The organism is Streptomyces sp. NPDC002886, from assembly GCF_042888445.1.
GTDB lineage: Bacteria > Actinomycetota > Actinomycetes > Streptomycetales > Streptomycetaceae > Streptomyces.
The window spans coordinates 1093016-1117116 of the sequence record NZ_JBIAPV010000001.1 but is presented as its reverse complement, the minus strand read 5'-3'; the positions used below and the strand labels follow the sequence as shown (position 1 = coordinate 1117116).

Here is a 24101-nt window from a genome sequence, read left to right as displayed (position 1 = left end):
AAGGAAGGAAGCCTGATGCCGCGCATCACGCTCGTTCAGGGCGACATCACCGCCGAGGAGGCCGACGCGGTGGTCAACGCCGCGAACTCCTCGCTCCTCGGCGGCGGCGGGGTCGACGGAGCCATCCACCGGCGCGGCGGCCCGGAGATCCTGGCCGCCTGCGAGGACCTGCGCCGCTCCCACTACGGGAAGGGCCTGGCGACGGGGCGGGCCGTCGCCACCACGGCCGGTCGGCTCCCGGCGGAGCACGTGATCCACACGGTCGGCCCGGTCTGGTCGCGCGAGGAGGACCGCTCGGAGCTGCTGGCCTCCTGCTACCGGGAGTCCCTTCGGGTCGCCGACGAGCTGGGAGCCCGTACGGTCGCCTTCCCCGCGATCTCCACCGGCATCTACGGCTGGCCGATGGACGACGGGGCGCGGATCGCGGTGGAGACCGTACGGGCGGCCCGGACCGAGGTGGAGGAGGTGCGGTTCGTCCTCTTCGACGAGCGGGCCTACGAGGCGTTCGCGGCAGCGGTGGACGACTGACCGGCTCGGCCGGACCGCGAGGGGCGATTGAAAGAATATGTAGATCGGTCTAGTGTTGCGCCATGGGACAGAAGGGTGCCGAGACGCGCGACCGGCTGCTGGATGCGACGCAGGAGCTGATCGAGACCGGGGGATACTTCGGCGCCGGGCTCAATCAGGTGATCGCGGCCAGTGGTGCGCCCCGCGGCTCGCTCTACTTCCACTTTCCCGGCGGCAAGGACCAGTTGGTCGGCGAGTCCGTCCGGCGGGCCGGGGGAATGATCGGCGATGCCCTCGGAGGGCTGGCCGACTCCGGTCCGTCCACGGCGGAGTTCGTCGGCGGGGTGCTGCGGCACCTGGGTGACCGGCTGGAGGAGTCGGGCTGGCGCAAGGGGTGTCCGGTGGCCACCGTGGCGCTGGAGATGGCCGCCACCAACGACCGGTTGCACGAGGCGTGCTCGGAGGTCTATGCCTCGTGGGAGGAGGCCCTGCGCGCACAGCTGGCGGGCCGTCCGGACGCCGACGACCTCGCCGTCACGATCCTGGCCCTGGTGGAGGGGGCGCTCCTGCTGGCCCGGGCGCACCGAAGCAGGGGGCCGCTGGACAGCATCTCCCGTCAGATCGGCGCCCTGCTGGCCTGACACGGCCCGCCGCGAGAGGCGGGCTTCTTTTTTTTGACCTAGAAATATGTAGACCGATCTATTCGAGTCAGATCCATTCAAGGAGTCTCATGGACGCGATCGTCTTCGGCGCGACCGGCTTCATCGGCCGCTCCCTCGTCGCCGAACTGCTCACCCGGGGCAAGCGGGTGGCGGCAGCCGTGCGCACCGACACCCTCACCCCCTGGCTGACCTCCCAGGGCGTTGACACGCGCGGGCTGGACATCGTCACCGCCGACATCACGCGACCGCTCTCGGGGCTGCCCGAGGTGCGCGACGTCTACAACGCCGCCGGCCGCTTCGCCTTCGGCCTGGGCGTGCGGGAGGCGCGGGCGACCAACGTCACCGGAGCGCTCAACGTGCTCGAATGGGCCGCGGAACTGCCCGGACTGCGGCGGCTGGTGCACATCAGCGGGTACCGCGTGAGCGCGTCCGAGGGCCACCCCGACTACGCGGCGCTGGGAGCGTACGAGGCGTCCAAGTTCGAAGGTGATCTCGCGGTGCGCGCCCGGGCTCACGCCCTGGGGGTCCCGCTGACCATCGCGAACCCCAGCACCGTGATCGGGCCGGGCCAGTACATCGGCCTGGCCGCCCTCGTCGAGGACCTGTGGAACGGCCGGCTTCCCGCCCTGCCCGGCGGACGCGATACCTTCCTGCCGATCACCACGATCGACTATTTCGTACGGTTCCTCGCGGAGGTCCCCGCATCGCCCGCGGGGGAGCACTACTGGGTGCTCGACGACAGCACCCCGCTGCTGCCCGAGCTGATCGGCACGATCGCCGACCACACCGGCGTACGGGCACCCCGGCGGACCGTTCCCGCCGGCCTCCTGCGGCGCCTGCCGAGCAAGCTGACCGGTGCCGATCCCGAGACGCTGGCGTTCCTGTCCACCGACCGCTACCCGACGGCCCCCGCCCGCGCCTTCGCGGCGAGCGTCGGCCTGGAGGCGCCCCCGGCCGCCGAAGCCCTACGCGGGTGGGCCGACGAGCTGGTGGCCGCCCGGTTCGGCGCCGCATCGCCCTGGCTGAAGCCGTACGGCTTCTCCGACGTGGCGGGCAGCCGTGCCTGGGTGAGCGGCGAGCGGCACCGCCCCGACCACGTCCTGTTGCACGGACTGCCGATGAACGCCGACCTCTGGGCGCCCCTCGCCGCCCACCTCCCCGGCCCGGTCCTGGCCCCCGACCTGCCGGGCCTGGGCCGCTCGGCCGCCACGGCCGGGCCGGTGGACGCGTGGCTGGCCGATCTGCTGGGCCCGGTGCGGACGCGCCCCACGCTGGTCGCACACTCCCTGGCCTGCGGACCCGCGCTGCGCTTCGCCGTCGATCACCCGGACCGCATCAGCGGACTCGTGCTGATTTCCCCGGCGTTCCTGCAGGCACCCGCTCCCCGGCTCGCCCGCTCGGGCCTGGCGGCGGCGATGATGCGCCGCATGTCCGCCGCCCGGCTGGCCCGGACGCTGGGTGTCCCCGAGGGAGCGGAGGTGGAGAGCGCCGCGGCGGACCTGCGCCGTCGCGGCGTGGCGCGCCGTGTGGTCGCGGCCCTGCGCACGGACGTCGCCGGACGCCGGCGGTCGCGGGCGCTGCTGGACCGGGTGACCGTCCCGGTCCGGATCGTCGTGGGCTCGGCCGATCCGCTGGTCGAGGCCGTCGGTCACCCGGTGGCCGAGATCGACGGGGCCGGGCACTACCCCCAGCTCACCCACCCCTCGCAGGTCGCCCGCCACCTCGCCGCCGTCTCCGCTCCGATCGGCGGATGACCGGCCGGGCCCCGTGAGCGGGTGGCCGCCGGGATCGGCTCAGGAGGACGGTGCTCGCCTCGATGTGCCCGGGGCGGGCCGCGGGTACGTCCTGGACTGCTTGACGCTGCCGTACGCGAAGCTCGACTCGATCGAGGCGATGCCGGGGATCGCGTGGATCGCGTGGCGCACCAGGGCTTCGTAGGCTTCGAGGTCTTCGATGACCACGCGGAGCAGGTAGTCGCTGCTTCCCGCCATCAGGTAGCAGTCCTGGATGTGCTCGATGACCGCGACGTGCTCTTCGAACAGCCTCACCGCTTCCGCAGTGTGGCGTTCGAGGCGGATCCGGACGAACACGGTGACCGGGAGTCCGAAGGCGACCTGGTCGACCATGGCGGTGTAGCCGCGGATGAGGCCCGCTTCCTCCAGGCGTCGAACCCGGCGCAGACAGGGCGACGGGGAGAGCCGGACGCGGTCGGCGAGATCCTGGTTGGACAGGCGTCCGTCGGCCTGCAATTCCCTGATGATTTGCAGATCGACTGCATCCACGGCCACTCCTTGGCAGATTCTGCCCCAAACGTATGTCTGAGAGGCAGAACTGGCAATCGGCTGCCCCGCCCGAAGCTCTAGCGTTGCTCTCGAACGGGCCGGACCGGTCCGCTCTCAGAGGCTGGAGCAATTTCCTTGGTCGCGACGAACACCACCCCGGCGACCGCGCCTCCCGACGCGGCGGGCCCGAAGGCCGGACACCCCGGCCGGTTCGGGCTCTCCCCGCAAGCCGAGGGCATGCTGGCCCTCCTGCTGACCGTGGCGATCTGGGCGGCCTTCGCGCTCAGCGCCCGCGCCCTGAGCGCCTCCTCCCTCCTGCCGGCCGACGCCGCCCTGTTGCGGTTCGGCGTCCCCCTGCTCGTCCTGCTCCCGGCCTTGTGGCGGCGCCGCCACCGCATCGCCGCGGTGCGGCCGGGCGTCGCCCTCAAGATCATCTGCGGTGCGGGGGTGCCCTTCTTCCTGGCGGCGATGCACGGCGGCGCGCTCACCTCCGCGGCCTTCGTCGGGTCGATCGTCCCCGGGATGGTCCCGCTGTTCGTCTCCGGGATCATGGTCCGCCGCGGACACGGGGTTCCCCGGGGAACGCAGGCGGCCGGGCTCGCGCTGATCGCGTCCGGTGTGGTCGCCCTCGTCTGGCGCCACGTCGTTCCGGTGGACACGGACGTCCTCGCGGGTACCGGCACGCTCCTGGTGGCCAGCGGGCTGTGGGCCCTCTACACGGTGGGACTGCGCGAGGTGGACCTCGATCCCGTCGGATCGATCGGTCTGCTGTGCCTTCCCTCCTTCGCGGTGATCGGAGTCCTCGTCCTGACCGGGGTGCTCCCGACGGGCATCGCGCACGCCGCGGGCAGCGACATCATGCTGTTCCTGGTGGTGCAGGGACTTGGAGTGGGGCTCTGCGCGGGCCTGCTGTACGCCTTCGCCATCCGCAGGCTGGGCGCCGAGCGCAGTTCCGTCGTCGGCAGCCTTAGCCCCGTCGCCGTCGTCCTGCTCGCCGTCCCCCTGCTCGGCGAGTCCCCGAGCCTCGCCGTGCTCGTCGGAGTGCCCCTCATCACCTCCGGCGTCGTCCTCGCCAACCGCCGCCTCCGATCCAAGGTTCCCGCAGATGCTTGAGCTCCTCCCGCCGCCGCCCACCGACCCGCTGTGGGACCTGACCTACGAGTTCGGCGCAGACGACCGGCCCGAACGCATGAACCTCGTCCTCGGCGTCTACCGCGACCAGTCGGGAACCACACCCGTCATGGCCGCCGTGCGCGAGGCCGAGATGCGACTGGCGCAGCGCTCGGAGTCCAAGGAGTACCGCGGGCTCTCCGGCAACACCGCCTTCAACCGCTCCCTGACGGACCTCGTCCTGGGCACCGGCGGACCGGCCGGCCGGGCCGCGGCCGTCCAGACCGTCGCGGGCTCCGGCGCACTGCGGCTGCTGGCCGATCTGATCTTCCGGACCCGCCCGGGCGCCACGGTGTGGGTCAGCGATCCGGCCTACGTCAACCACCGGCCCATCCTGGAGGCCGCCGGGCTGAAGGTCCGCCCGTACGGCTGGCGCGACGCCGGGGGCGGCTTCGACGCGGCCGGCGTGCTGCGGGAACTGCGGGACGCCCGGCGGGACGACGTGGTCCTGCTCCAGGGCTGCTGCCACAACCCCACGGGTGTGGACCCCCTCCCCGAAGAGTGGGAGGCGCTGGCCGAGTCGGCCGTCCGCGGCGGCTGGGTGCCCTTCGTCGACCTCGCCTATCACGGGCTCGGCGACGGCCTCGAGGCCGACCTGCTGGCCACGCGGATGCTGGCCGAGCGCGTACCGGAAATGCTGATCGCGGTCAGCTGCTCCAAGAACTTCGGCCTCTACAGCGACCGCGTCGGCTGCGCGATCGTTCTCGGCGCCTCGGGCCGGACCGTGCGGCACGCCGAGACGTCCTTGCAGAACGCGGCCCGGACGCTGTATTCGATGCCGCCCGAGCACGGCGCGGCCGTCGTGACCACGATCCTGGAGGACGAGGGCCTACGGGCCGCCTGGCGGGCGGAACTGGACGTCATGAGGGGCCGGATCATGGCCAACCGAGCCGATCTGGCAGCCCACTTGAGTGCGCTGGGCCGTGCGGAACAGGCGCGGTCGCTGGCCCGGCAGAAGGGGATGTTCTCCATGCTGCCCCTCACACCGCACCAGATGCTCCGGCTGCGCCGGCAGCACGCCGTCTACGGCACCACCTCGGGGCGGATCAACATCGCGGGGATCCCGGCGCACCGGATCCCCTGCCTCGCGCAGGGGATCGCGGCGGTGCTCGACGCGGCCGACGCGCCGCGGGTGATCCTGCCGGCCTAGGCCGCCTTCGGGCGGCTGCGCCGGTCAGTCCTTCGGCGGGGCCAGGCGGGCCACCACCTCGGCCAGGTCCTCGCAGACTTCCTCGATCTTCAGGCGGACGTTGTCCTGCTCGGTGACAAGGGCCGCCAGCAGCAGCGCGGTCAGGGCGGCCGCTCCGTTGAGCGCCTGGAGGTTGACCATGACCTCGAAGAGGGTGTGGCCGGCGAAGGGTCCGGTGCGGTCGGTGGCCGCCGTGATCGCGATGACGGACACGAGCAGGGCGCACGGTGCGCTGCCGGGGAGCCGGAAGCGCACCGCTGCCCAGATCAGCAGGGGAAAGACGAGGAAGAGCAGGGACAGGGAGCTGCGGGTCGCCGTGAGGGTGACGGCGCCGACCGTGACCGCCAGGGCCGCCGCCTCGGCCGCCCGGGACGGGTCCCGGGGCAGCCGGACCCGGCGCAGGACCAGCAGCAGCGGGGTCACCAGGAGGATGCCCATGGTGTCGCCGGCCCACCAGGCGGACCACACCGGCCAGAAGCTCGGCAGCGGCAGGTCGCCGGTGAGCACGAGCGTCCAGGTGCCGATGCTGGAGCTGATCAGCATCGGCACCAGGCCGCCGAGGAAGACCAGCGCCAGCCCGTCCCGCAGCCGGTCCAGTTCGGAGCGGAAGTCCGCCCGGCGCAGCAGCGCGTAGGCGCACAGCGGAGCGAGGGTGTTGCCCGCGAGGATTCCGAGATCGACGAGATCGAACGTACTGATCCGCTCGATGGCGAGGTAGGTCCCTAGTGCGATGCCCGGCCAGATCCGGGGCCCGAACCACAGCAGGGAGGCGAGGGCGATCCCGGTGGGCAGCCACAGGGGCGTGACCACCGCCCCCTCGACGCTCACGTGCAGCAGCAGGCCGAGCCGACCGGTCGCGTAGTAGGCGACGGCGACCCCGAGGATCCGAAGGAGGGCTTCGGCCGGACGTCGCCATTCCACGGTGCGCACCACTGCATCAGACAACGGCCCGGGCGCCCCGGCAGGGCGTGACACGCGCGGACGGGCGGCTGGTTGCGGTGGCGGTGGCGGTGGCGGTGGCGGTCGCGGTGGCGGGTCAGCGCGGTCGGGCCGCGTCGTGGCTGAGGACGAGTACGGCGGCATCGTCGGCGTGGCCGGTGAAATCGGTCACCTTCATCACCTCGGCGGCCAGTTCGCCGGGATCGGCCCCCGCCCCTTCCCCGGCGATCCGGGCCACGCGCTCCAGCCCCGCCTCGATCGGGAACGACGGCCCCTCGACCACCCCGTCGGTGACCAGGACGATGGAGCCCGCCTCCGTCAGCCTCCGGCGGGTCACCGGGTACCGGGCCCCGGCGACCGTGCCCAGCGGAGGACCGCCGGCGTCCTCCGCGATGCCGTACCGGCCGTCGACGGTGGCCCAGACGGTGGGGACGTGGCCGGCCCGGGCCGTCTGGAGCTCCCACGTACGGGGATCGAAGCGGAGCAGGCTACAGGTGGCGAACAGCTCGCTGTCCAGCGAGAGCAGCACGTCATTGGCCTGACTCAGCACCTCGCCGGGATCGAGGACGACGGCGGCCACGGCGCGCAGGCACACCCGGACCTGCCCCATGAAGGCGGTGGCCGCCACGTCGTGCCCCTGTACGTCGCCGATGGAGAAGGCGAGGGCCCCACCCGCCAACCGGAAGCCGTCGTACCAGTCACCGCCGATCTCCAGGCCGCGCCGGGCGGGCGCGTACCGGGCCGCGGTCCTCAGCCCCGGCAGTACGGGCAGGGAGGCGGGCAGCAGCTCGCGCTGCAGGGCCTCGGCCAGCTCCACCCGGGCCTGCTGCAGCTCCGCGCCTTCCCGCGCCTGTGCGGTGAGCCGGCCCAGCATGCTCAGCAGATCCGCGCTGGCGGGCCGGGCAGGCCGACGCGGGGTCACGGGCCGCTCCGGGATACGTCCATGTGCCTCTGCTTCCGCTGCGCGAAAGACCCGGGCCCATCATATTTCGGCCGGGCCCGCGGCGCGCACGCGGCCGGGGGAGGTGCCGGAGGCTCTCAGGGCGTCGAGAACAGCCGGCCGTAGTCCGTGACGGGGGTCGTCGGGGTGGCCGCCGCGCGCAGGGCCGCCCACAGGAGGGTCTGGTTCGCGGTCAGCACCGGGCGGCCCAAGGTGGCCTCCAGGGCCGCGATCGCCCCGACGGCGCGGAAGCCGTTGCCGCCGATGACGACGGCGTCCGCCGTGTCGGGGACGTGCGCGGCCACCCAGTCGTGCAGGGCCCGCGGCCCGATGAGGGTCTGCCCGCTGGGCAGGCCGCAGGGGGCCGCGTACGGGACCTCGAACCCGGCGTCCTCGTAATAGCCCCGGCCCAGATCGTTCAGCGTCTCGTCGAACCACGGCGGGTCCACGAGGGCGGGCCGGCCCACGCCCAAGGCCCGCAGCGCCTCGACGGTGGCGGCGCAGGTGGCGACCACGGGCAGCCCGTGGGTGCGCTCGCGGAGCCGGTCCAGCATGTACCCCTCCCCGCGCGGGCCGATGACGTAGGCGGAGCTGGTGAAGGCATAGGCGATCACCGACACCGGGGCGGCCGCCAGCAGCTCGGCGGCGTCGTCCAGGTGCGGGTCCTCGGCGAAGGCCCGTACGGGGGCCAGCGGAATGGTGGAGTCCATCGCACCGCCGCGCCCCATCGCACGGAACGGCACCCGCGCGGTGTGCAGGCCCACGTCGGCGGGAGCCATGGCGCGCAGCTCCGACTCGGGGCCGACATCGGCGTGCGGGGTGAGGACGCCGAGGCGGACGAGCACGTCCCACCCGTCGGGCTGCCACATCGCGTGTTCCTCTCGGAGGCCGGGAGACATACGGGAGATCTTCTACTGTGTCACCGGTCGGGCCGTCGAGGTGTCCGGCCGCGCCGCCGGCTGCGGGACGGGGTGCGGGGCCGGGTGTGGGGCGGTGCCTCCCCTCCCGGATATCCACAGGGCCGAGACGATCCGGGCGGATGTGTCCGAGGAGGTCGCTAGGCTTCTGGGATGACCACTTCGGAAGCAGCCGTCGATATCCCCGACGCCCAGCAGGTGCTCCACCGCGTCTTCGGGTACGACTCGTTCCGCGGCGAGCAGCAGCAGATCATCGAGCACGTGGCCGGCGGCGGCGACGCGCTGGTCCTGATGCCCACCGGCGGCGGCAAATCGCTCTGCTACCAGATCCCGGCGCTGGTCCGAGAGGGCACCGGAGTGGTGATCTCCCCGCTGATCGCCCTGATGCAGGACCAGGTGGACGCCCTCAACGCGCTCGGGGTGCGGGCCGGGTTCCTCAATTCGACGCAGCTGTCCGACGACCGGCGCGCGGTCGAGCAGGCCTTCCTCGCGGGCGAGCTCGACCTGCTCTACCTGGCGCCCGAGCGGCTGCGCACCGAAGGGACGCAGCGGCTGCTCGATCGGGGCACGGTCTCGCTCTTCGCCATCGACGAGGCGCACTGCGTCGCCCAGTGGGGCCACGACTTCCGGCCCGACTACCTCGCGTTGTCCATGCTGCACGAGCGCTGGCCGAAGGTGCCCCGGATCGCGCTGACCGCGACGGCCACCGAGGCCACGCACGCCGAGATCGCGGCGCGCCTGGGTCTTGAGGAAGCCCGCCACTTCGTGGCCGGCTTCGACCGGCCGAACATCCAGTACCGGATCGTGGCGAAGAACAACCCGGTCAAGCAGCTGCTGGAGCTGATCCGCACCGAGCACCCCGGGGACGCCGGGGTCGTGTACTGCCTCTCGCGCGCCTCGGTGGAGAAGACGGCGGCGGCCCTGGTCGAGCAGGGCATCGACGCCGTGCCCTACCACGCGGGCATGGACTCCCGGGCGCGCGCGGCGAACCAGTCGAAGTTCCTGCGGGAGGACGGGGTCGTGGTGGTGGCCACGATCGCGTTCGGCATGGGCATCGACAAGCCGGACGTGCGCTTCGTGGCCCACCTGGACCTGCCCAAGTCGGTCGAGGGCTACTACCAGGAGACCGGCCGCGCCGGCCGCGACGGCGAGCCGGCCACGGCCTGGCTGACGTACGGGCTCCAGGACGTGGTCCAGCAGCGCAAGATGATCGAGGGCTCCGAGGGCGACGAGGCGCACCGCCGCGCGCTGGCCGGACACCTGGAGGCGATGCTCGCGCTGTGCGAGACGGTCGGCTGCCGCCGGGTGCGGCTGCTGGCCTACTTCGGGCAGACCGGCGCGCCGGACTGCGGGAACTGCGACACCTGCCTGACGCCCGCCGAGTCCTGGGACGGCACGGTCGCGGCGCAGAAGCTGCTGTCCACGGTGTGGCGGCTGGCCAAGGAACGGCGCCAGAAGTTCGGCGCCGGCCAGATCATCGACATCCTCCAGGGCAAGAAGACGGCCAAGGTCATCCAGTTCGACCACGACGGCCTCTCCGTGTTCGGCATCGGCGCCGACCTGGGCACCAACGAGTGGCGCGGGGTCGTCCGGCAGCTGCTGGCGCTCGGACTGCTGGCGGTGGAGGGCGACTACGGCACATTGGTGCTGACCGAGGCCAGCGGCGAGGTGCTGGGCGGCCGCCGGAGCGTCCCGATGCGCAAGGAGACGGCGCCGCCGGCCGGTTCCTCCCGCAAGGAGTCCGGGTCGCGCTCCGGGAAGGGCAGCCGGGTACCGGTCGACCTGCCGGCCGCCGCCGTCCCGGTGTTCGAGTCCCTCCGGGCGTGGCGCGCCGAGACCGCGCGGGAGCAGGGCGTACCGGCGTACGTCGTCTTCCACGACGCGACGCTGCGGGAGATCGCGACGCAGCTGCCCACGACGGTCGCGGAGCTGGGCACGGTCAACGGAGTCGGCGAGGCGAAGCTCGCCAAGTACGCCGAGGGCATCCTGCAAACCCTGGGCGGCGCGCGTCCCGAGCCGGGCACGGGCGGCGCGGCGGCGCAGACCCCGGCCGCCCCGGCCCCCCGGACGGCCGCGGCCCCCCGGACCGCCCCGGCCGCCGCTGCGGCCGGGGCGGCCGTGCCCGCCCAGGCGCAGCAGGCCCCGCGGGCGGAGGAGTCCCTCTTCGGCCCGGAGGACGAGGACATCGACCCGCCCTGGGACGACTGGGAGTAAAGGACGGGAGCAGAAGATGGGGGGAGCGGCGGCCCGGCCGCCGCGAGCCCGCCCGTCCGGCCGGACACAGCGCCGGTCGGCTGAGGCTCGGATAGGGTGAATCGGTAGGAATCGGGCCCCCTGGGGTGAGGTCGGCGCATTGGACACGTACCAGGAGACGAGCGAGGTACCGGACCAGCCGGTGGCTGCTGTCGGGTACGCGGGCGTACTGAGCGAGCTGCTGCCGATCGCCCTGTGGCGGGAGGACGCCGACGGGCTCGTCGTCGAGTGGTCGCTGGCCGCCCAGGACCTGCTCGGCCACCGCCCCGAGGACATCCTCGGCCGGCCGGGCTCCGACGTGCTCGTCCCCGACGCCAACCACGAGCTCGCCGACCAGCTGACCCGCCGGGTCCAGGCCGGGGAGACGGTCGTCGGCACCCTGCCCGTGCGCCACCGCGACGGACACCAGGTCCCCATGGAGATGTGGATCCTGCCCTCCCCGGATCCGCAGGGGCGCACCGGCTCCATGCTCATCGCCGTGGAGACCTCCGAGGTCCTCGGGATGCGCGATTCGCTCGCCGCGCTGCAGAGCCTGTTCACCCAGTCGCCGATCGGCCTCGGCACCCTCGGCCCCGACCTGCGCTTCCTGCGCGTCAACGACGCCCTCGCCCGGATGAACGGGGTGTCCGCCGCCGAGCACATCGGCAAACGGCTCACCGAGGTCGTGCCGGGGGTCAACGCCGTCGCACTCGAACGGCTCATGCGCAAGGTGCTGGAGTGCGGCTCCGCCGTCGTCGACGTCCGCCGCACCGGCCGCACCCCCGCCGACCCCGACCACGACCGGACCTGGTCCTGCTCCTACGCCCCGCTGCTGGACGGCTCCGGGCGGCGGCTCGGGCTGATCGCCTCCCTCATCGACATCACCGACGGGCAGCGCGCCCAGGCGGAGGCGGAGCGGGCACGCAGCAGGTTCGCCCTGCTCGCCGAGGCCGGTACCCGCATCGGCACCACGCTGGACCTGGGGCAGACGGCCCAGGAGATCGTGGAGGTGCTGGTACCGCAGCTCGCGGACTCGGCCGACGTACAGCTCCTGGAGGCCGTACTGGACCCGGACGAGGCCGGCGCGTCCACCCGGGGCCTGCTGCGCCGCCTGGCCGCCCTCTTCCCGGACCCGGCCGCGCCCACCGCCAAACTCGTCGCCGGGCAGACCTTCCAGATCCCGGCGCACACCGCCTACGAGCAGGTCATCACCGAGGGCCAGGCCATGAACCTCTTCACGGCCGACATCCCGGCCCTGATCAAGGATCCGCGCGCGGCCGCGCTGCGCGCCTACCTGGCCACCCTCGGCTGCGCCCGGATGGTCCCGCTGGTGGCCCGCGGGCGGGTGCTCGGGGTGGTGGTGGTGACCCGGGTGCGCGGGCGCGACGTCTTCGACCACGAGGACTGCGTGCTCATCGACGAGGTGGTGGCCCGGGCGGCCCTGAACATCGACAACGCCCGGATGTACACCACCCAGCGCGCGGCGGCCCTGACGCTGCAGCGCAGCCTGAGCAACAACGCGCTGCCCGAGGTCGCCGGCCTGGAGCTGACCGGTCGCTACCTGCCGGCCAGCGACCACGACGTCGGCGGGGACTGGTTCGACGTGATCGAGCTGCCGGACGGCCGGACCGGACTGGTGATCGGCGACGTGATGGGCCACGGCATCCACGCGGCCGCCGTCATGGGCCAGCTGCGCACCGCCGTACGTACCCTGGCGCGGCACCAGGTGACCCCGGAGCAGATGCTGCGCTCGCTGGACGCGGTGGTGGCCGACCTCGGCGAGGACGAGATGGCCACCTGCGTCTACGCCGTCCACGACCCGGTGACGGGAGCGTGCGTCATCGCCCGCGCCGGACACCCGCCGCCGGCCGTGGTCACGGCCGACGGGGCCGTGACCTTCCTGGACGGCCCGCCGGGAACCCCGCTCGGCACGGGCGGACGGGAGTTCCGCACGGAGGAGGTCCGGCTCGCCCCGGGCAGCCTGCTCGTGCTCTACACGGACGGCCTCATCGAGTCCCGGGACCGGGACCTGGACGAGGGGATGGCGGGGCTGGCGGACGCCCTGAGGGGCGCGGGGGAGCCGCTGGAGGCCCTGTGCGACACGATCCTCGAGCGCCTCCTCCCGGAGGCCCCGCAGGACGACGTGGCCGTACTGCTGGCCCGGATGCGTTGATTGCACTAGTTCGATATTGGTTTGTATCTAGCGCAACCTGGAGCTATCTTCGCTGCCATGTCTGCCAAGTCGCCGTCCCCCATCACGCTCACCGGCCGCCACGTCCGCCTGGAGCCGCTGACCAGGAGCCACCTCCCCGACCTGTACGAGGCCGGCGGCCGCGACGAGGAGGTCTGGCGCTGGCAGGGCGGCCCCGCGCCGCAGACGCGGGAGGAGCTGGGCGACAGGCTCGACGACGTGCTCGCGGGCGACTACCTGCCCTTCGCCGTGATCCACCTCGCGAGCGGCAAGGCCATCGGCTGGACCACGTACCTGGACATCAGCCCGGTTGACGAACGCCTGGAGATCGGCTGGACCTGGTACGGGCGCGCGTACTGGCGCAGCGCCGTCAACACCGAGTCCAAGCTGCTCCTGCTCACGCACGCCTTCGAAGACCTCGGCATGGGCCGGGTCCAGCTCAAGACGGACCACCTCAACACCCGCTCCCAGGCCGCCATCGCCCGCCTCGGCGCGCAGCGCGAGGGCGTCCTGCGCCGCCACCGCCGGCGCCCGGACGGCACCTGGCGCGACAGCGTGTACTTCTCCCTGCTGGCCGACGAATGGCCGGAGACGAAGGCCCGGCTGGCCGCCCGGCTCTGAGGTCCGAGCACGCCCGGCTCCGAGGCCCGCACGCCCGGTCCCGAAGCCCGGCCACCGCCATCCCCCCGCTACCAGGCCAGGTCCTCCAGGGCCTCCAGGTCCACGACGGACGGGGGCGCCGGCTCCGCCCCGCCCGTCAGGGGCAGCTCCGCCCAGATCACCTTGCCGCGGTCCGTGTAACGGGTGCCCCAGCGCTCCGCGTACTGGGCGACGAGGAACAGGCCGCGCCCGCCCTCGTCGGTCGTGGCCGCGTAGCGCAGGTGCGGTGAGGTGCTGCTGCCGTCGGAGATCTCGCAGATCAGCGTGCGGTCCCGGAGCAGCCGGACCCGGATCGGCGGGGTCCCGTAGCGGATGGCGTTGGTGATCAGCTCGCTGAGGATGAGCTCGGCGGTGAAGGTGACCTCCCCCAGGCCCCACTCGGTGAGCTGCGCGGAGCCCGCCCGGCGGACCCGGGACACGTCCGAGGGGTCCGGGAGCACCTCCCACTCCGCGATCCGGTCGGCCGGGAGCCGCCGGGTGTCGGCGATGAGCAGCGCGATGTCATCGCTCGGCGCCGGGAACAGCAGCGAGGCCAGTACGTCCGAACAGGCCTGATCGGGGCTCCGGTCCTCCCGGGACAGGGCCTCGGTCAGCAGGGCGAGGCCGGTGTCGAAGTCCCGGTCCCGGTCCTCCAGCAGCCCGTCGGTGAACAGGACGAGCCGGCTCGCCTCGGGCAGTCGCAGCTCCACGGCCTCGAAGGGCATCCCGCCGACGCCCAGCGGCAGCCCGATCGGCAGCTCGGGGTACTCGACCCGGCCGTCGGGCCGGACCAGGGCCGGGCCGGGGTGACCGGCGCTGGCCATGGCGCAGTGGCCGGACACCGGGTCGTACACCGCGTACAGGCAGGTGGCGCCGGTGACGCTCGCGGACTCGCCGTCCCCGGCGCCCTCGTCGGCCGAGGACTCGTCCTGGTCGATCCGGTCGATCAGCTCGTCGAGGTGGCCCAGCAGCTCGTCGGGCGGCATGTCGAGCGTGGCGAAGTTGTGCACGGCGGTCCGCAGCCGGCCCATGGTGGCGGCGGCGTGCACCCCGTGCCCCACCACGTCGCCGACGACCAGCGCGACCCGGGCCCCGGCGAGCGGGATCACGTCGAACCAGTCACCGCCCACGCCCGCCTTCGCGGGCAGGTACCGGAAGGCGACGTCCACGGCGCTCAGATCGGGCAGCACCCGCGGCAGCAGACTGCGCTGGAGGGTCACCGCCACCGCGTGCTCGCGGGTGAAGCGGCGGGCGTTGTCGATGGAGACCGCGGCCCGCGCCGCCAGTTCCTCGGCGAAGGACAGGTCCTCCTCGTCGAAGGGCTCGGGGGTGTCGGCCCGCCAGAAGTTGGCCATGCCGAGGACCACCCCGCGCGCCTGGAGCGGTACGGAGATCAGCGAGTGCAACCCGTACTCCAGAGCCACCCGGGTGCCGTCTTGATCCTGGGCCCGCCAGCCGAAGGCGGCGGTCAGGTCGGCCGCGAGGACACCCCGCCCGGCGTCCAGGGCCGCCGACATCGGCGCGGTCGCCACCACGAAGCGGATGACGTCGCCCACCGGCTGGAGCGGGGAGTCGACGCGGATCCCGCTGATGGCGGCCCGGCGCATCTCGGTGTGCGTGCCGCCGCCGGGCTCCTCGCCGCGCAGCACCGGCTCCAGCAGCTCGACGGTGACGAAGTCCGCGAACCGCGGCACCGCGACCTCGGAGAGCTCCTCGGCGGTGCGCACCACGTCCAGGGTGGTCCCGATGCGCACGCCGGCGTCGTAGAGCAGCTGGAGGCGGTCACGGGCGACCGCGGCCCGGCCGGAGAGCGCGGCGAGCTCGGTGGAGTCGCGCAGGGTGGTCACGGTGCCCGTCGGGCGGCCCCCGTAGGGCTTGGTGGGGCGTACGTTCACGGCGAGGAGCCGGTCGCCCGCCCGGTGGACCTCGTCGGTGGCGGCCCGCCCGGAGGCCAGCAGCGCGGCCGTCGGCGGATCGAGGCCGAGCTCGCCCACGTGCCGCAGCTCGGCGTCGTCGGGCAGGTCGAGGAGACGGCGGGCCTCGTCGTTGGCGAGCAGCAGCCGGCCCTCGGCGTCGATGATCAGGACGCCCTCGCGGACGGCGTGCAGAACCGCTTCGTGGTGTTCGTTCATCCGGGTCATCTCGGCCTCGCCGAGGCCCCGGGTCTGGCGCCGCAGCCGGCGGCTGACGAGGGCCGCGCCGCCGGTGCCCAGGAGCAGGGCGGCCGCGGCCGCGCCGAAGAGCAGGGGCAGCTGGCCCTCGACCCCGTCGCCGACGTTCCCGACCTCGATGCCGGTGGCGACCAGGCCGACCACGGTGCCCGTGGAATCCCGTACGGGGACCACGGCGCGGACCACGTCGCTCGGCTTCCCCTCGAACGTCTCGGTGAAGGGCTGTCCGGCCGCGGCGCGCGAGAGGTCGCCGGTGGCGCGCTGCCCGATCAGCTCGGGCCGGGAGTCGGTGTACCGGATCCCGTCGGTGGTCATGACGGCGATGAAATCGACGCCCGAGGCCCGGCGGGCGCCCTCGGCCAGCGGCTGGAGCTCGGCGGTCGGGTCGGCGGACTCCAGGGCCGCCGGGAGGCCGGGGGCGTGCGCGAAGGCCTCGGCGGCGGCCAGGGAGCGGTTGCGGGCGTCGCGCTGGCTGTCGTACCGGGCCTGGAAGAACAGGGCCGTGGCGGCGGCCGTGATCAGCACCAGTACGAGGACGGCCTGGAGCGCGAAGACCTGGCCGGCGACGCTGCGGGCGCCGAGCGAGAGGTGCGCGAACAGCCGGGACCGACGGGAGCGTCCGGGCCCGGTTCCGGGTGGGGACCCGTCCTCGGGCGGGGGCTCGTCCCCGGGCGCTCCTTCGGAGCCCCTGGGTGGCCCAAAACGTCCGGTCATGAGCCATTTCTAACACTGTCGGCGTGGTTTGGGGGAGGCCCAGGGGGTCCTGGTGCGGTAGCGGCCGCGCGGTACGCACGGGGGCTCGTGCCGACGTACGAGGTGAAGTGCTGGCGGAAGGTGACCTCGCTGGCGAATCCGGCCCGCCGGGCCACCTCGGTGACCGGGTGATCGGTGCGCTCCAGCAGTTTGCGGGCTTCGTCCAGACGGTGGCCCAGGAGCCATTTGTGCGGGGTGGTGCCGGTCGCCGCGGCGAAGTGCCGGGCGAAGGAACGCGGCGACATCCCGGCCCACCGGGCCAGGGTGGCCACGTCCAGCGCCTCGTGCAGCCGTCCGAGCGCCCGCTCCCGTACGAGGGCCAGTGCCTCGGCGGTCCGGTCGGCGACCGGGGTCGGGCGGTCCAGGTACTGGGCGTGCTCGCCGGTGCGGAAGGGGCCGGTCACCATCGCGCGGGCGATGGCGGCGGCCGCCTCGGAGCCGTGGGCCTCGCGGACCAGGTGCAGGCAGAGGTCGATGCCGGAGGCGACTCCGGCGGAGGTCCACAGCCCGTCGTCCCCGACGTAGAGCGGGGCCTCCTCGACGCGCACGGCGGGGTACCGGCCGGCCAGCGCCGGGGCGAGCGACCAGTGCGTCACGGCCCGGCGGCCCGCCAGCAGCCCGGCCTCGGCGAGTATGAAGGCGCCCGCGCACAGGGCGGCCACCACGATGCCCCGGGCGTGGGCGTCCCGGAGGGCGGCGAGCACCGGCTCGGGCGTCGGGTCACCGGGCCGGTCCAGCGCGGGGACCACGACGAGGTCGGCGCGGGCGAGCCAGTCGAGCCCGCGGTCCGGGGTCAGGGAGAGCCCGCCGGGGAGCGGGATCGGGCCGGTGTCGAGGGCGCACCGGCGCAGCTCGAAGGGCGGTACCCCGCGGTGGCCGCGGTCATGCCCCCAGACCTCGGTGATGACGGCCAGGTCGAAAGCGCGGATGCCGGGCTGGGCGACGATCGCGACGCGGTGCATGGCCGAGAGTCTGCCACGGAGGCCCGCCGGAAGGGGAGGCCCGAGCCCCCGGAAAATGCCGCCGAGACGCCCCCGACCTGGGACGGAGCCCCGCCGGGGACCTCGCCGGGGCCGGACTGCCACGGTGGCAGGATCCCATCGGTTCCCGGTCCGGGCGGTACTGGTCCGAGGGGGAGGCGGCGCCCAGGATGAGGGCATGACGAACGAGACCGCACCCGAGACCGCCACCGCCGCCACCGAGGCCGCGGCCACCACCACCGCCGCCACCGAGGCGGCGACCACGGCCACGACCGCCGTCGAGATCGCCGCGAACAGCGCCCTCTTGGTCATCGACGTCCAACAGGGCTTCGATGACCCCGACTTCTGGGGCCCGCGCAACAACCCGGCCGCCGAGGGGAACATCGCCGCGCTGATGGACGCCTGGCAGGAGACCGGCCGCCCGGTCGTGCTCGTGCAGCACGCCTCCCGCACCGCCGGATCGGTCCTCGCTCCCGACCAGCCCGGGTACGCCCTCAAGGACTTCGTCGCCGAGCGGGCCGACGGGGCGGCCCTGCGCGTCACCAAGTCCGTGAACTCCTCCTTCTACGGCACCCCGGACCTCGCCGACTGGCTCACCGCCCAGGGCGTCGGACAGCTCGTCGTCTCCGGCATCCAGACGAACATGTGCGTCGAGACCACGGCCCGGATGGCCGGGAACCTGGGCTACGAGGTCCTCGTGCCGCTCGACGCCACCCACACCTTCGACCTGGCCGCCGAACCCGGCCCGGACGCGCCCCGGCTGACGGCCGACCAGCTCGCCACCGCCACCGCGGTCAACCTCCAGGGCGGCGGCTTCGCCCGCATCGTCACCACGGCCCGGCTCCTCGCCGCGGCCAAGGCCCAGGCCTAGGCCCGGGCGTCCCGTGGGAGAACGTCCGGCCCCCGTACACGCCGACGGCCCGGACCCCCGTCAGGGGGTCCGGGCCGTCGGACAGGGCGGACGCCTCGTCAGAGGACGTCGGCCGCGATGTTCTCCGCCACCCGCTCCAGCAGCGGCCCCGCGTTCGGGATGCTCACCGCCGGATCCGGCTCGAGGTCCGTGAGCGGGTAGGCCTTCCGGATGCCCGCGGCCTCCAGCGCCTCCTGCGAGAGCAGCAGGCGGCCGCAGACCGCGACGACGGGCTTGCCCGCGGCGCGAGCCGCCGCCGCGACACCGGCCGGAGCCTTGCCGTGGAGCGTCTGCTCGTCCAGCGAACCCTCACCGGTGATGACCAGCGTGGCCCGCTCCAGCGCCGGCGCGAAGCCGAGCACCTCCAGCATCAGCTCGATGCCGGGACGGAACGAGGCACCGAGCAGCAGGGCCCCGTAGCCGATGCCGCCCGCACCGCCCGCGCCGGGCGAAACCGCCGCCTCGGCGGCCAGGGAGCCGATCGACTTCTCCAGGACCACCGCGAAGTGCGCCAGCGCCGCGTCCAGCGTCGCCACGTCCTCGGGCGACGCCCCCTTCTGCGGGCCGTAGACCGCCGGAGCGCCCTTCGGACCCGTCAGAGGGTTGTCCACGTCGCTCGCCAGGACGAAGTCGATCTCCTTGATGCGGGGGTCGACGCCCGACAGGTCGGCCGAGGCCAGCCCGGCCAGCGCGCCGCCGCCCGGACCGACGGGTTCACCGTTCGCATCCAGGAACACCGCGCCCAGCGCGGCCAGCATGCCCGCACCGCCGTCGGTGGTGGCGCTGCCGCCCACACCGAAGACGATCGAGCGCGCTCCCGCGTCGAGTGCGGCCTTCAGCAGCTCGCCGGAGCCGTAGGTGGTCGCCGTCAGCGGGGCGAAGACACCCGTCGGCAGCAGCTGGAGGCCGGAGGCCTCCGCCATCTCGACCACCGCGGTGCCCTCGCGCAGCGCGAAAGCGGCCGTGACCTGGTCACCGAGCGGTCCGGTGACCCGTACCTCCCGGCGTTCGAAACCGGCCGCCACAGCGGCCGCGACCGTACCGTCGCCGCCGTCCGCGACGGGGAGGGTCTCGATCTCCACGCCCGGTACGGCCTTGCGCAGGCCGGCCGTGACCCGCTCCGCGACCTGAACGGCCGTGAGCGAGCCCTTGAATTTGTCCGCGGCGATGAGCACGCGCGCGGTCTCAGTTACTGCTCCGTCCGTCACCTTGCTAATCCCTTGCTATCGAACAGTGCAGTCGCGCCACCCATGAGCCTATCCGGAGGATCCTCCTATGCCCATGCGTGGCCTGGGCCACACACGGCGCGGCATGCCCCTAAATAGGGATATACGCCTGCATAGTGTGGCCGCATGAGCACGGATTCACTGGAACAGCCACGTCCGGATTCCCCAGGGGGCGGGTCGCGGGGCCCCGGCGACGGCACGGACGGCGCTCCCGACCTCACCGTCGTCACCATCGGGGTGATCGCGGTCCTGGCGGTCGTCGCCTGGGCCGCGCTGGGCAAGAGTTCCTTCGACTCGGCGTCGAGCACCGCACTGGCCTGGGTGCTGAGCAACTTCGCGTGGCTCTTCGTGATCGCCGCCGATGTGTTCCTCGTCATGTGCGTCGTGCTCGCGATCAGCCGCTTCGGGCGGATCCGCCTCGGCAGGGACGACTCGGAGCCGGAGTTCACGAACCTCGCGTGGATCGCGATGATGTTCAGCGCCGGCATGGGCATCGGGCTGATGTTCTACGGGGTGGGCGAGCCGCTCACCCACTACCTGAACCCGCCCCCGGCCTCAGGCGCGGCGCCCGGCACCGGCGACGCGGCCCGCGCCGCGCTCGACTACTCCTTCTTCCACTGGACCCTCACCCCCTGGGCGATCTACGGCATCGCCGGCCTCGCCCTCGCCTACGCGACCTTCCGCAAGGGCCGCGGCAACCGCCTCAGCTCCGCCTTCGTCCCCCTCATGGGCGAGGAGCGCGCCAACGGCTGGCAGGGCAAGGCCATCGACCTGCTCGCCGTCTTCGCGACCGTCTTCGGCACCGCGACCAGCCTCGGCCTCGGCGCCCTCCAGGTGGCCAAGGGGCTCAACATCACGACGGGGATCGAGGACTCGACCACGGTCGAGCTGATCATCATCGGATCCCTGTCGGCCGCATTCGTGCTCTCCGCCTTCTCCGGGCTGCACAAGGGCGTCAAATGGCTCAGCACGATCAACATCGTGCTCGCCGCGGCCCTGATGGCCTTCGTCTTCGTCCTCGGCCCGACGGTCTACATCCTCGACGTGATCCCGGCGAGCGTCGGCAGCTACCTGCACGAACTCCTCCCGATGGCCACCCGCACCGGGGCCTTCACCGACAGCGAGTGGCTCGGCGCGTGGACGATCTTCTACTGGGCGTGGTGGCTCTCCTGGGCGCCCTTCGTCGGCACCTTCATCGCCCGCATCTCGCGCGGCCGCACCATCCGCGAGTTCCTCGTCGGCGTGCTCCTGGTGCCCAGCGGCGCCACCGTCGTCTGGTTCTGCGTCATGGGCGGCACCGCGATCCGCCTCGACTCCACCGGCGTCGCCGACATGGCCGCCAAGGCCAAGGAGGGCACCGAGGCCACGCTCTTCGCGATGCTCGACGCGCTCCCGCTCGGCGGGGTCACCTCGTGGATCGCGATGCTCCTGGTGATGACGTACTTCGTCACCAGCGCCGACTCCGCCTCCCTCGTCATGGGCTCCCTCACCAGCCGCGGCTCCCTGCACCCGCCGACCTGGCTCGTGGTCACCTGGGGCGTGCTGATGGCCTCCGTGGCCGCCGTGCTCCTCGTCGCGGGCGGCCTGAAGTCCCTCCAGACGGCGACCATCCTGGTCGCGCTGCCCTTCGTGGTGGTGATGCTGGTCCTGTGCTGGGCCCTGGTGAAGGAGCTGCGCGAGGACCCGGGTGCGGGCCCCGTCCGCCACCACCCCCTCCACGGGATGCGGGACGCGGTCAAGGCCATGGTCGGCGACGCCATCACCGAGCAGGGCCCGGCCCGCCACCCCCGCCTGCGGCGCGTGGCGGAGTCGAGGAACCGCGACCGCGAGGACGGCTCCGGAGGCGGAAGCGCCGGCGGCACGGGCGGCGGCACCAGTGGCGGCACCGGCGGCGGGTCCACCCCGGAAGGGTGATCCCCACGGGCCCGGGGCGGCTCGGTAGGGTTGCGCGGTGACCACCACCACGGATGACTACGCCACCTACATCGCGAGCCTGCCCCGGGTGCTGGCCGGAGCGGCCGCCCTGTTCCGGGACGCCGAGGGCCGGGTGCTCCTCGTGGAGCCCAACTACCGGGAGGGATGGGCCCTGCCGGGCGGCACCATCGAGTCGGACACGGGGGAGTCCCCGCGTACGGCCGCCCGCCGGGAGAGCGCCGAGGAGATCGGCATCGACGTGCCGCTCGGCCGGCTGCTCGCCGTCGACTGGTCGACGGGCCCCGGCCGGCCCCCGCTCGTCGCCTACCTCTACGACGGCGGCGTGCTCGACGCCGCACAGCTCGCCTCCGTCAAGCTCCAGGAGGAGGAGCTGCTCTCGTGGCGGCTCGTGGATCCGGCCGAGCTGACGGACCATCTGCTCGGCTCCCTGGGCCTGCGCACCCAGGAGGCGTACCGCGTGCTGCTGTCCGGCGAGGGCACCGTGGAGCTGGAGAACGGCCGCAGGCCGCAGGCCTCGTAGCCCCTCCCGCTCGTTATTCCGTGCCTACACCGAGCAGGACAGAATTCAGCAGATGATCACGATGTACGCCTGGCCCAGTACCGCCGACGGGCCCGACGCCCTGCCCATGGTCCACTTCACCACCGACCAGCAGGAGGGCGGCGAGGTCACCCCCGAGGGGGTCCCGGTCTGGATGTTCGACACCGCGATCCGTGACGGCGGCTGGGCGCAGTTCACCGACTTCGAGGCCTGGTCCGTACCGGCCGAGGGCTGGCAGGCCTTCTACCGCCGCGAGGACGACGTCCTCGCCGTCACCGGCCCCGGCGCCTGCGAGGGCTGGTACCAGGGCGGCCTCGGCGCCGACGCCGACTGGGTCGGCGCGGCCGCCGCCCAGCAGAGCGTGGTCCTGCTCGCGGCCCCCGTCCAGCACCCGTCCCTGTACGCCTACGCGGTCGAGGCCGGCGCCGGCTTCGCGCTGCTGGTCCCGCTGGTGGTCATCTAGGCCGTCTGACCGGCCCCCGTCTCCGACGTGTGGTGTCCCCGGCCCCTTGCGACAATGGGCCCATGACCGGCACAGGGCCCCGGCACCCGGGGCGCTACGGCGAGCGGGTCTTCCGCCCCGAGGCCGCGGGCGAGGGGGACCGGATCGACCTCGGCTCCCTCACCTACGACGCCATCACCATGGCTCGGCTGCGACAGCTGGGCGTGGGCCCGGGCTGGAGCTGCCTCGACATCGGGGCCGGCACCGGGACGGTGGCCCGCAGGCTGCTGGAGGAGGCCGGCGTCGCGGAGGTCCTCGCCGTGGACCGGGACGTACGGTTCCTCGCGGCGCACCCCGTACCGGGGCTGACCCCGCTCCAGGCAGACGTCACCGCGGACGGATTCTCCCCCGGCCTCTTCCGGCTGGTCCACGCCCGCTTCGTCCTCATGCACCTGCCGGACCGGCCGCGGCTGATCTCCCGGCTCGCCGGACTCCTCGCACCCGGCGGGGTCCTGGTGATCAGCGACGCCGTGGACCTGACGACAGAGTCCGCGCCCCGCACCCCGTACACCGACGCGATGCGGGTCATGTGGCGGGCGCTGCGCGAGGGCATCGGGACGGACGTGTCGGAGGTGGTCCACCACCCCGAGCTGCTGGAGGCGGCGGGGCTGGATTCGGTGGCGGCCGAGATCCACGTACCACCGTTGCTGCCGGGCAGTGCGATCAGCCGGTTCTGGGCGGACACCTGGGACCGGGCCCGGGCGGACATGCTGGCGACGGGGCTCCTCGACGAGCACCGGCTCGCCGAGGCCGTGCGGTTGCTGGAGTCGCCCGGGTACGCGGGGCTGTCGCCCGGCATGCTCACGACCTGGGGCTGGAAGCCCGGAGCGCCCGGAGCGGCGTAGGCGCGCGCGACGCCCTCACCCACCGGCGCTCTGGAGCTGCTCGGTCCCCGACTCGAAGGCGAGCAGGCGTACCTTGCGGTCGATGCCGCCGCCGTAGCCCGTCATGGAGCCGGAGGCCCCGATGACGCGGTGGCACGGCACGATGATGCCGACCGGGTTCTTCCCGTTGGCCAGGCCGACCGCGCGCGAGGCGTTCGGCTTGCCGAGCTTGGCGGCCAGTTCCCCGTAGGACCAGGTCTGCCCGTAGGGGATCCGTACGAGCTGCTCCCAGACGCTGCGCTGGAACTCGGTGCCCTCCAGCCGGACCGGCAGGTCGAAGGCGGTGAGCTCCCCGGCGAAGTACGCGGTCAGCTGCCGCACCACCTCCGGGAAGGGGGCCTCGCCTTCCGCGACGCGCTCCCCGAAGGCCTCCTCGGCCGGGCGGTGGCGCTGCCCGGTCATGTAGAGCCCGCAGAGGACCCCGTCGGCGGCGACGAGGGTGAGCGGCCCGTAGGGGCTGTCGACGACGGTGTGCTGCTTGGCGGTACTGCTGCTCATGATGCTCGTACTCCTCGGAAGTCGGTGGGGTCGGGG

General features: G+C 73.4%; 21 protein-coding genes. 13 read left to right on the top strand and 8 right to left on the bottom strand.

The window, feature by feature from the left end; genetic code table 11:
* Nucleotides 1–15: 15 nt before the first annotated feature.
* The 3 genes from ACFYYB_RS05060 to ACFYYB_RS05050 all read left to right on the top strand — a co-directional run bounded on the left by ACFYYB_RS05060 (nt 16) and on the right by ACFYYB_RS05050 (nt 2923).
* Entirely contained in the window at nt 16–528 is a 513-nt protein-coding gene (locus ACFYYB_RS05060; RefSeq protein ID WP_389433243.1) for an O-acetyl-ADP-ribose deacetylase, read from the top strand.
* Nucleotides 529–590: 62 nt separating this feature from the next.
* On the top strand, nt 591–1148 hold the full coding sequence (locus ACFYYB_RS05055) for a TetR/AcrR family transcriptional regulator (protein WP_389433242.1): 558 nt from the start codon (nt 591–593) through the stop codon (nt 1146–1148).
* A gap of 89 nt (nt 1149–1237) precedes the next feature.
* Nucleotides 1238–2923 carry an alpha/beta fold hydrolase gene (locus tag ACFYYB_RS05050; RefSeq protein WP_389433241.1) on the top strand — a complete coding sequence of 562 codons (1686 nt, stop codon included), beginning with the start codon at nt 1238–1240 and terminating at the stop codon, nt 2921–2923.
* Between the two features lie 39 nt (nt 2924–2962).
* Here the strand turns inward: ACFYYB_RS05050 and ACFYYB_RS05045 are convergent, their stop codons facing one another.
* On the bottom strand, nt 2963–3451 hold the full coding sequence (locus ACFYYB_RS05045) for an Lrp/AsnC family transcriptional regulator (RefSeq protein WP_389433240.1): 489 nt from the start codon (nt 3449–3451) through the stop codon (nt 2963–2965).
* A gap of 135 nt (nt 3452–3586) precedes the next feature.
* On the opposite strand from ACFYYB_RS05045, the gene ACFYYB_RS05040 reads away from it, so the two are divergent.
* On the top strand, nt 3587–4564 hold the full coding sequence (locus ACFYYB_RS05040) for a DMT family transporter (protein WP_389433239.1): 978 nt from the start codon (nt 3587–3589) through the stop codon (nt 4562–4564).
* Entirely contained in the window at nt 4557–5771 is a 1215-nt protein-coding gene (locus tag ACFYYB_RS05035; RefSeq protein WP_389433238.1) for an aromatic amino acid transaminase, read from the top strand. Before ACFYYB_RS05040 ends, ACFYYB_RS05035 begins: the two co-directional genes overlap by 8 nt.
* A gap of 24 nt (nt 5772–5795) precedes the next feature.
* On the opposite strand, the gene ACFYYB_RS05030 is transcribed toward ACFYYB_RS05035, so the two are convergent.
* From ACFYYB_RS05030 to ACFYYB_RS05020, 3 genes are all read right to left on the bottom strand, one after another.
* Nucleotides 5796–6743: an MASE1 domain-containing protein gene (locus ACFYYB_RS05030; RefSeq protein ID WP_389433237.1), complete on the bottom strand. Its 948-nt coding sequence runs from the start codon at nt 6741–6743 to the stop codon at nt 5796–5798.
* 103 nt (nt 6744–6846) lie between these two features.
* Nucleotides 6847–7671 (bottom strand): PP2C family protein-serine/threonine phosphatase, encoded by an 825-nt coding sequence (locus ACFYYB_RS05025; RefSeq protein WP_389433236.1) that lies wholly within the window; start codon nt 7669–7671, stop codon nt 6847–6849.
* Between the two features lie 116 nt (nt 7672–7787).
* Nucleotides 7788–8558: a maleate cis-trans isomerase gene (locus ACFYYB_RS05020; RefSeq protein ID WP_389433235.1), complete on the bottom strand. Its 771-nt coding sequence runs from the start codon at nt 8556–8558 to the stop codon at nt 7788–7790.
* Nucleotides 8559–8759: 201 nt separating this feature from the next.
* Here ACFYYB_RS05020 and recQ point away from each other — a divergent pair, with 201 nt between their 5' ends.
* The 3 genes from recQ (at nt 8760) to ACFYYB_RS05005 (ending at nt 13650) form a co-directional block, all read left to right on the top strand.
* The gene (gene recQ / locus ACFYYB_RS05015; protein ID WP_389433234.1) at nt 8760–10820 is read left to right on the top strand and encodes a DNA helicase RecQ; all 2061 of its coding nucleotides are present in this window, start codon (nt 8760–8762) and stop codon (nt 10818–10820) included.
* A gap of 139 nt (nt 10821–10959) precedes the next feature.
* Nucleotides 10960–13011 (top strand): SpoIIE family protein phosphatase, encoded by a 2052-nt coding sequence (locus ACFYYB_RS05010; RefSeq protein ID WP_389433233.1) that lies wholly within the window; start codon nt 10960–10962, stop codon nt 13009–13011.
* Between the two features lie 57 nt (nt 13012–13068).
* Nucleotides 13069–13650 carry a GNAT family N-acetyltransferase gene (locus ACFYYB_RS05005; RefSeq protein ID WP_389433232.1) on the top strand — a complete coding sequence of 194 codons (582 nt, stop codon included), beginning with the start codon at nt 13069–13071 and terminating at the stop codon, nt 13648–13650.
* 68 nt (nt 13651–13718) lie between these two features.
* Here ACFYYB_RS05005 and ACFYYB_RS05000 read toward each other — a convergent pair whose 3' ends face one another.
* On the bottom strand, nt 13719–16553 hold the full coding sequence (locus tag ACFYYB_RS05000) for a SpoIIE family protein phosphatase (protein WP_389433231.1): 2835 nt from the start codon (nt 16551–16553) through the stop codon (nt 13719–13721).
* Nucleotides 16550–17554, bottom strand: a complete 1005-nt coding sequence (locus ACFYYB_RS04995; RefSeq protein WP_389433230.1) for a GlxA family transcriptional regulator — start codon at nt 17552–17554, stop codon at nt 16550–16552. Before ACFYYB_RS04995 ends, ACFYYB_RS05000 begins: the two co-directional genes overlap by 4 nt.
* A gap of 196 nt (nt 17555–17750) precedes the next feature.
* Between ACFYYB_RS04995 and ACFYYB_RS04990 the strand changes: the two genes are divergently transcribed.
* Nucleotides 17751–18443, top strand: coding sequence for a cysteine hydrolase family protein (locus ACFYYB_RS04990; protein WP_389433229.1), 693 nt, complete (start codon nt 17751–17753; stop codon nt 18441–18443).
* Nucleotides 18444–18541: 98 nt separating this feature from the next.
* Here the strand turns inward: ACFYYB_RS04990 and ACFYYB_RS04985 are convergent, their stop codons facing one another.
* Nucleotides 18542–19690, bottom strand: a complete 1149-nt coding sequence (locus tag ACFYYB_RS04985) for a glycerate kinase (RefSeq protein WP_389433228.1) — start codon at nt 19688–19690, stop codon at nt 18542–18544.
* A 144-nt stretch (nt 19691–19834) separates the two neighbouring features.
* Between ACFYYB_RS04985 and ACFYYB_RS04980 the strand changes: the two genes are divergently transcribed.
* From ACFYYB_RS04980 to ACFYYB_RS04965, 4 genes are all read left to right on the top strand, one after another.
* Nucleotides 19835–21622, top strand: coding sequence for a BCCT family transporter (locus ACFYYB_RS04980; protein WP_389433227.1), 1788 nt, complete (start codon nt 19835–19837; stop codon nt 21620–21622).
* Between the two features lie 37 nt (nt 21623–21659).
* Entirely contained in the window at nt 21660–22163 is a 504-nt protein-coding gene (locus ACFYYB_RS04975) for an NUDIX domain-containing protein (protein WP_389433226.1), read from the top strand.
* Nucleotides 22164–22215: 52 nt separating this feature from the next.
* Entirely contained in the window at nt 22216–22644 is a 429-nt protein-coding gene (locus ACFYYB_RS04970) for a hypothetical protein (protein ID WP_389433225.1), read from the top strand.
* 62 nt (nt 22645–22706) lie between these two features.
* Nucleotides 22707–23528, top strand: a complete 822-nt coding sequence (locus tag ACFYYB_RS04965; protein ID WP_389433224.1) for a class I SAM-dependent methyltransferase — start codon at nt 22707–22709, stop codon at nt 23526–23528.
* A gap of 15 nt (nt 23529–23543) precedes the next feature.
* Here ACFYYB_RS04965 and ACFYYB_RS04960 read toward each other — a convergent pair whose 3' ends face one another.
* Nucleotides 23544–24065: a methylated-DNA--[protein]-cysteine S-methyltransferase gene (locus ACFYYB_RS04960; RefSeq protein ID WP_389433223.1), complete on the bottom strand. Its 522-nt coding sequence runs from the start codon at nt 24063–24065 to the stop codon at nt 23544–23546.
* Nucleotides 24066–24101: the final 36 nt, after the last annotated feature.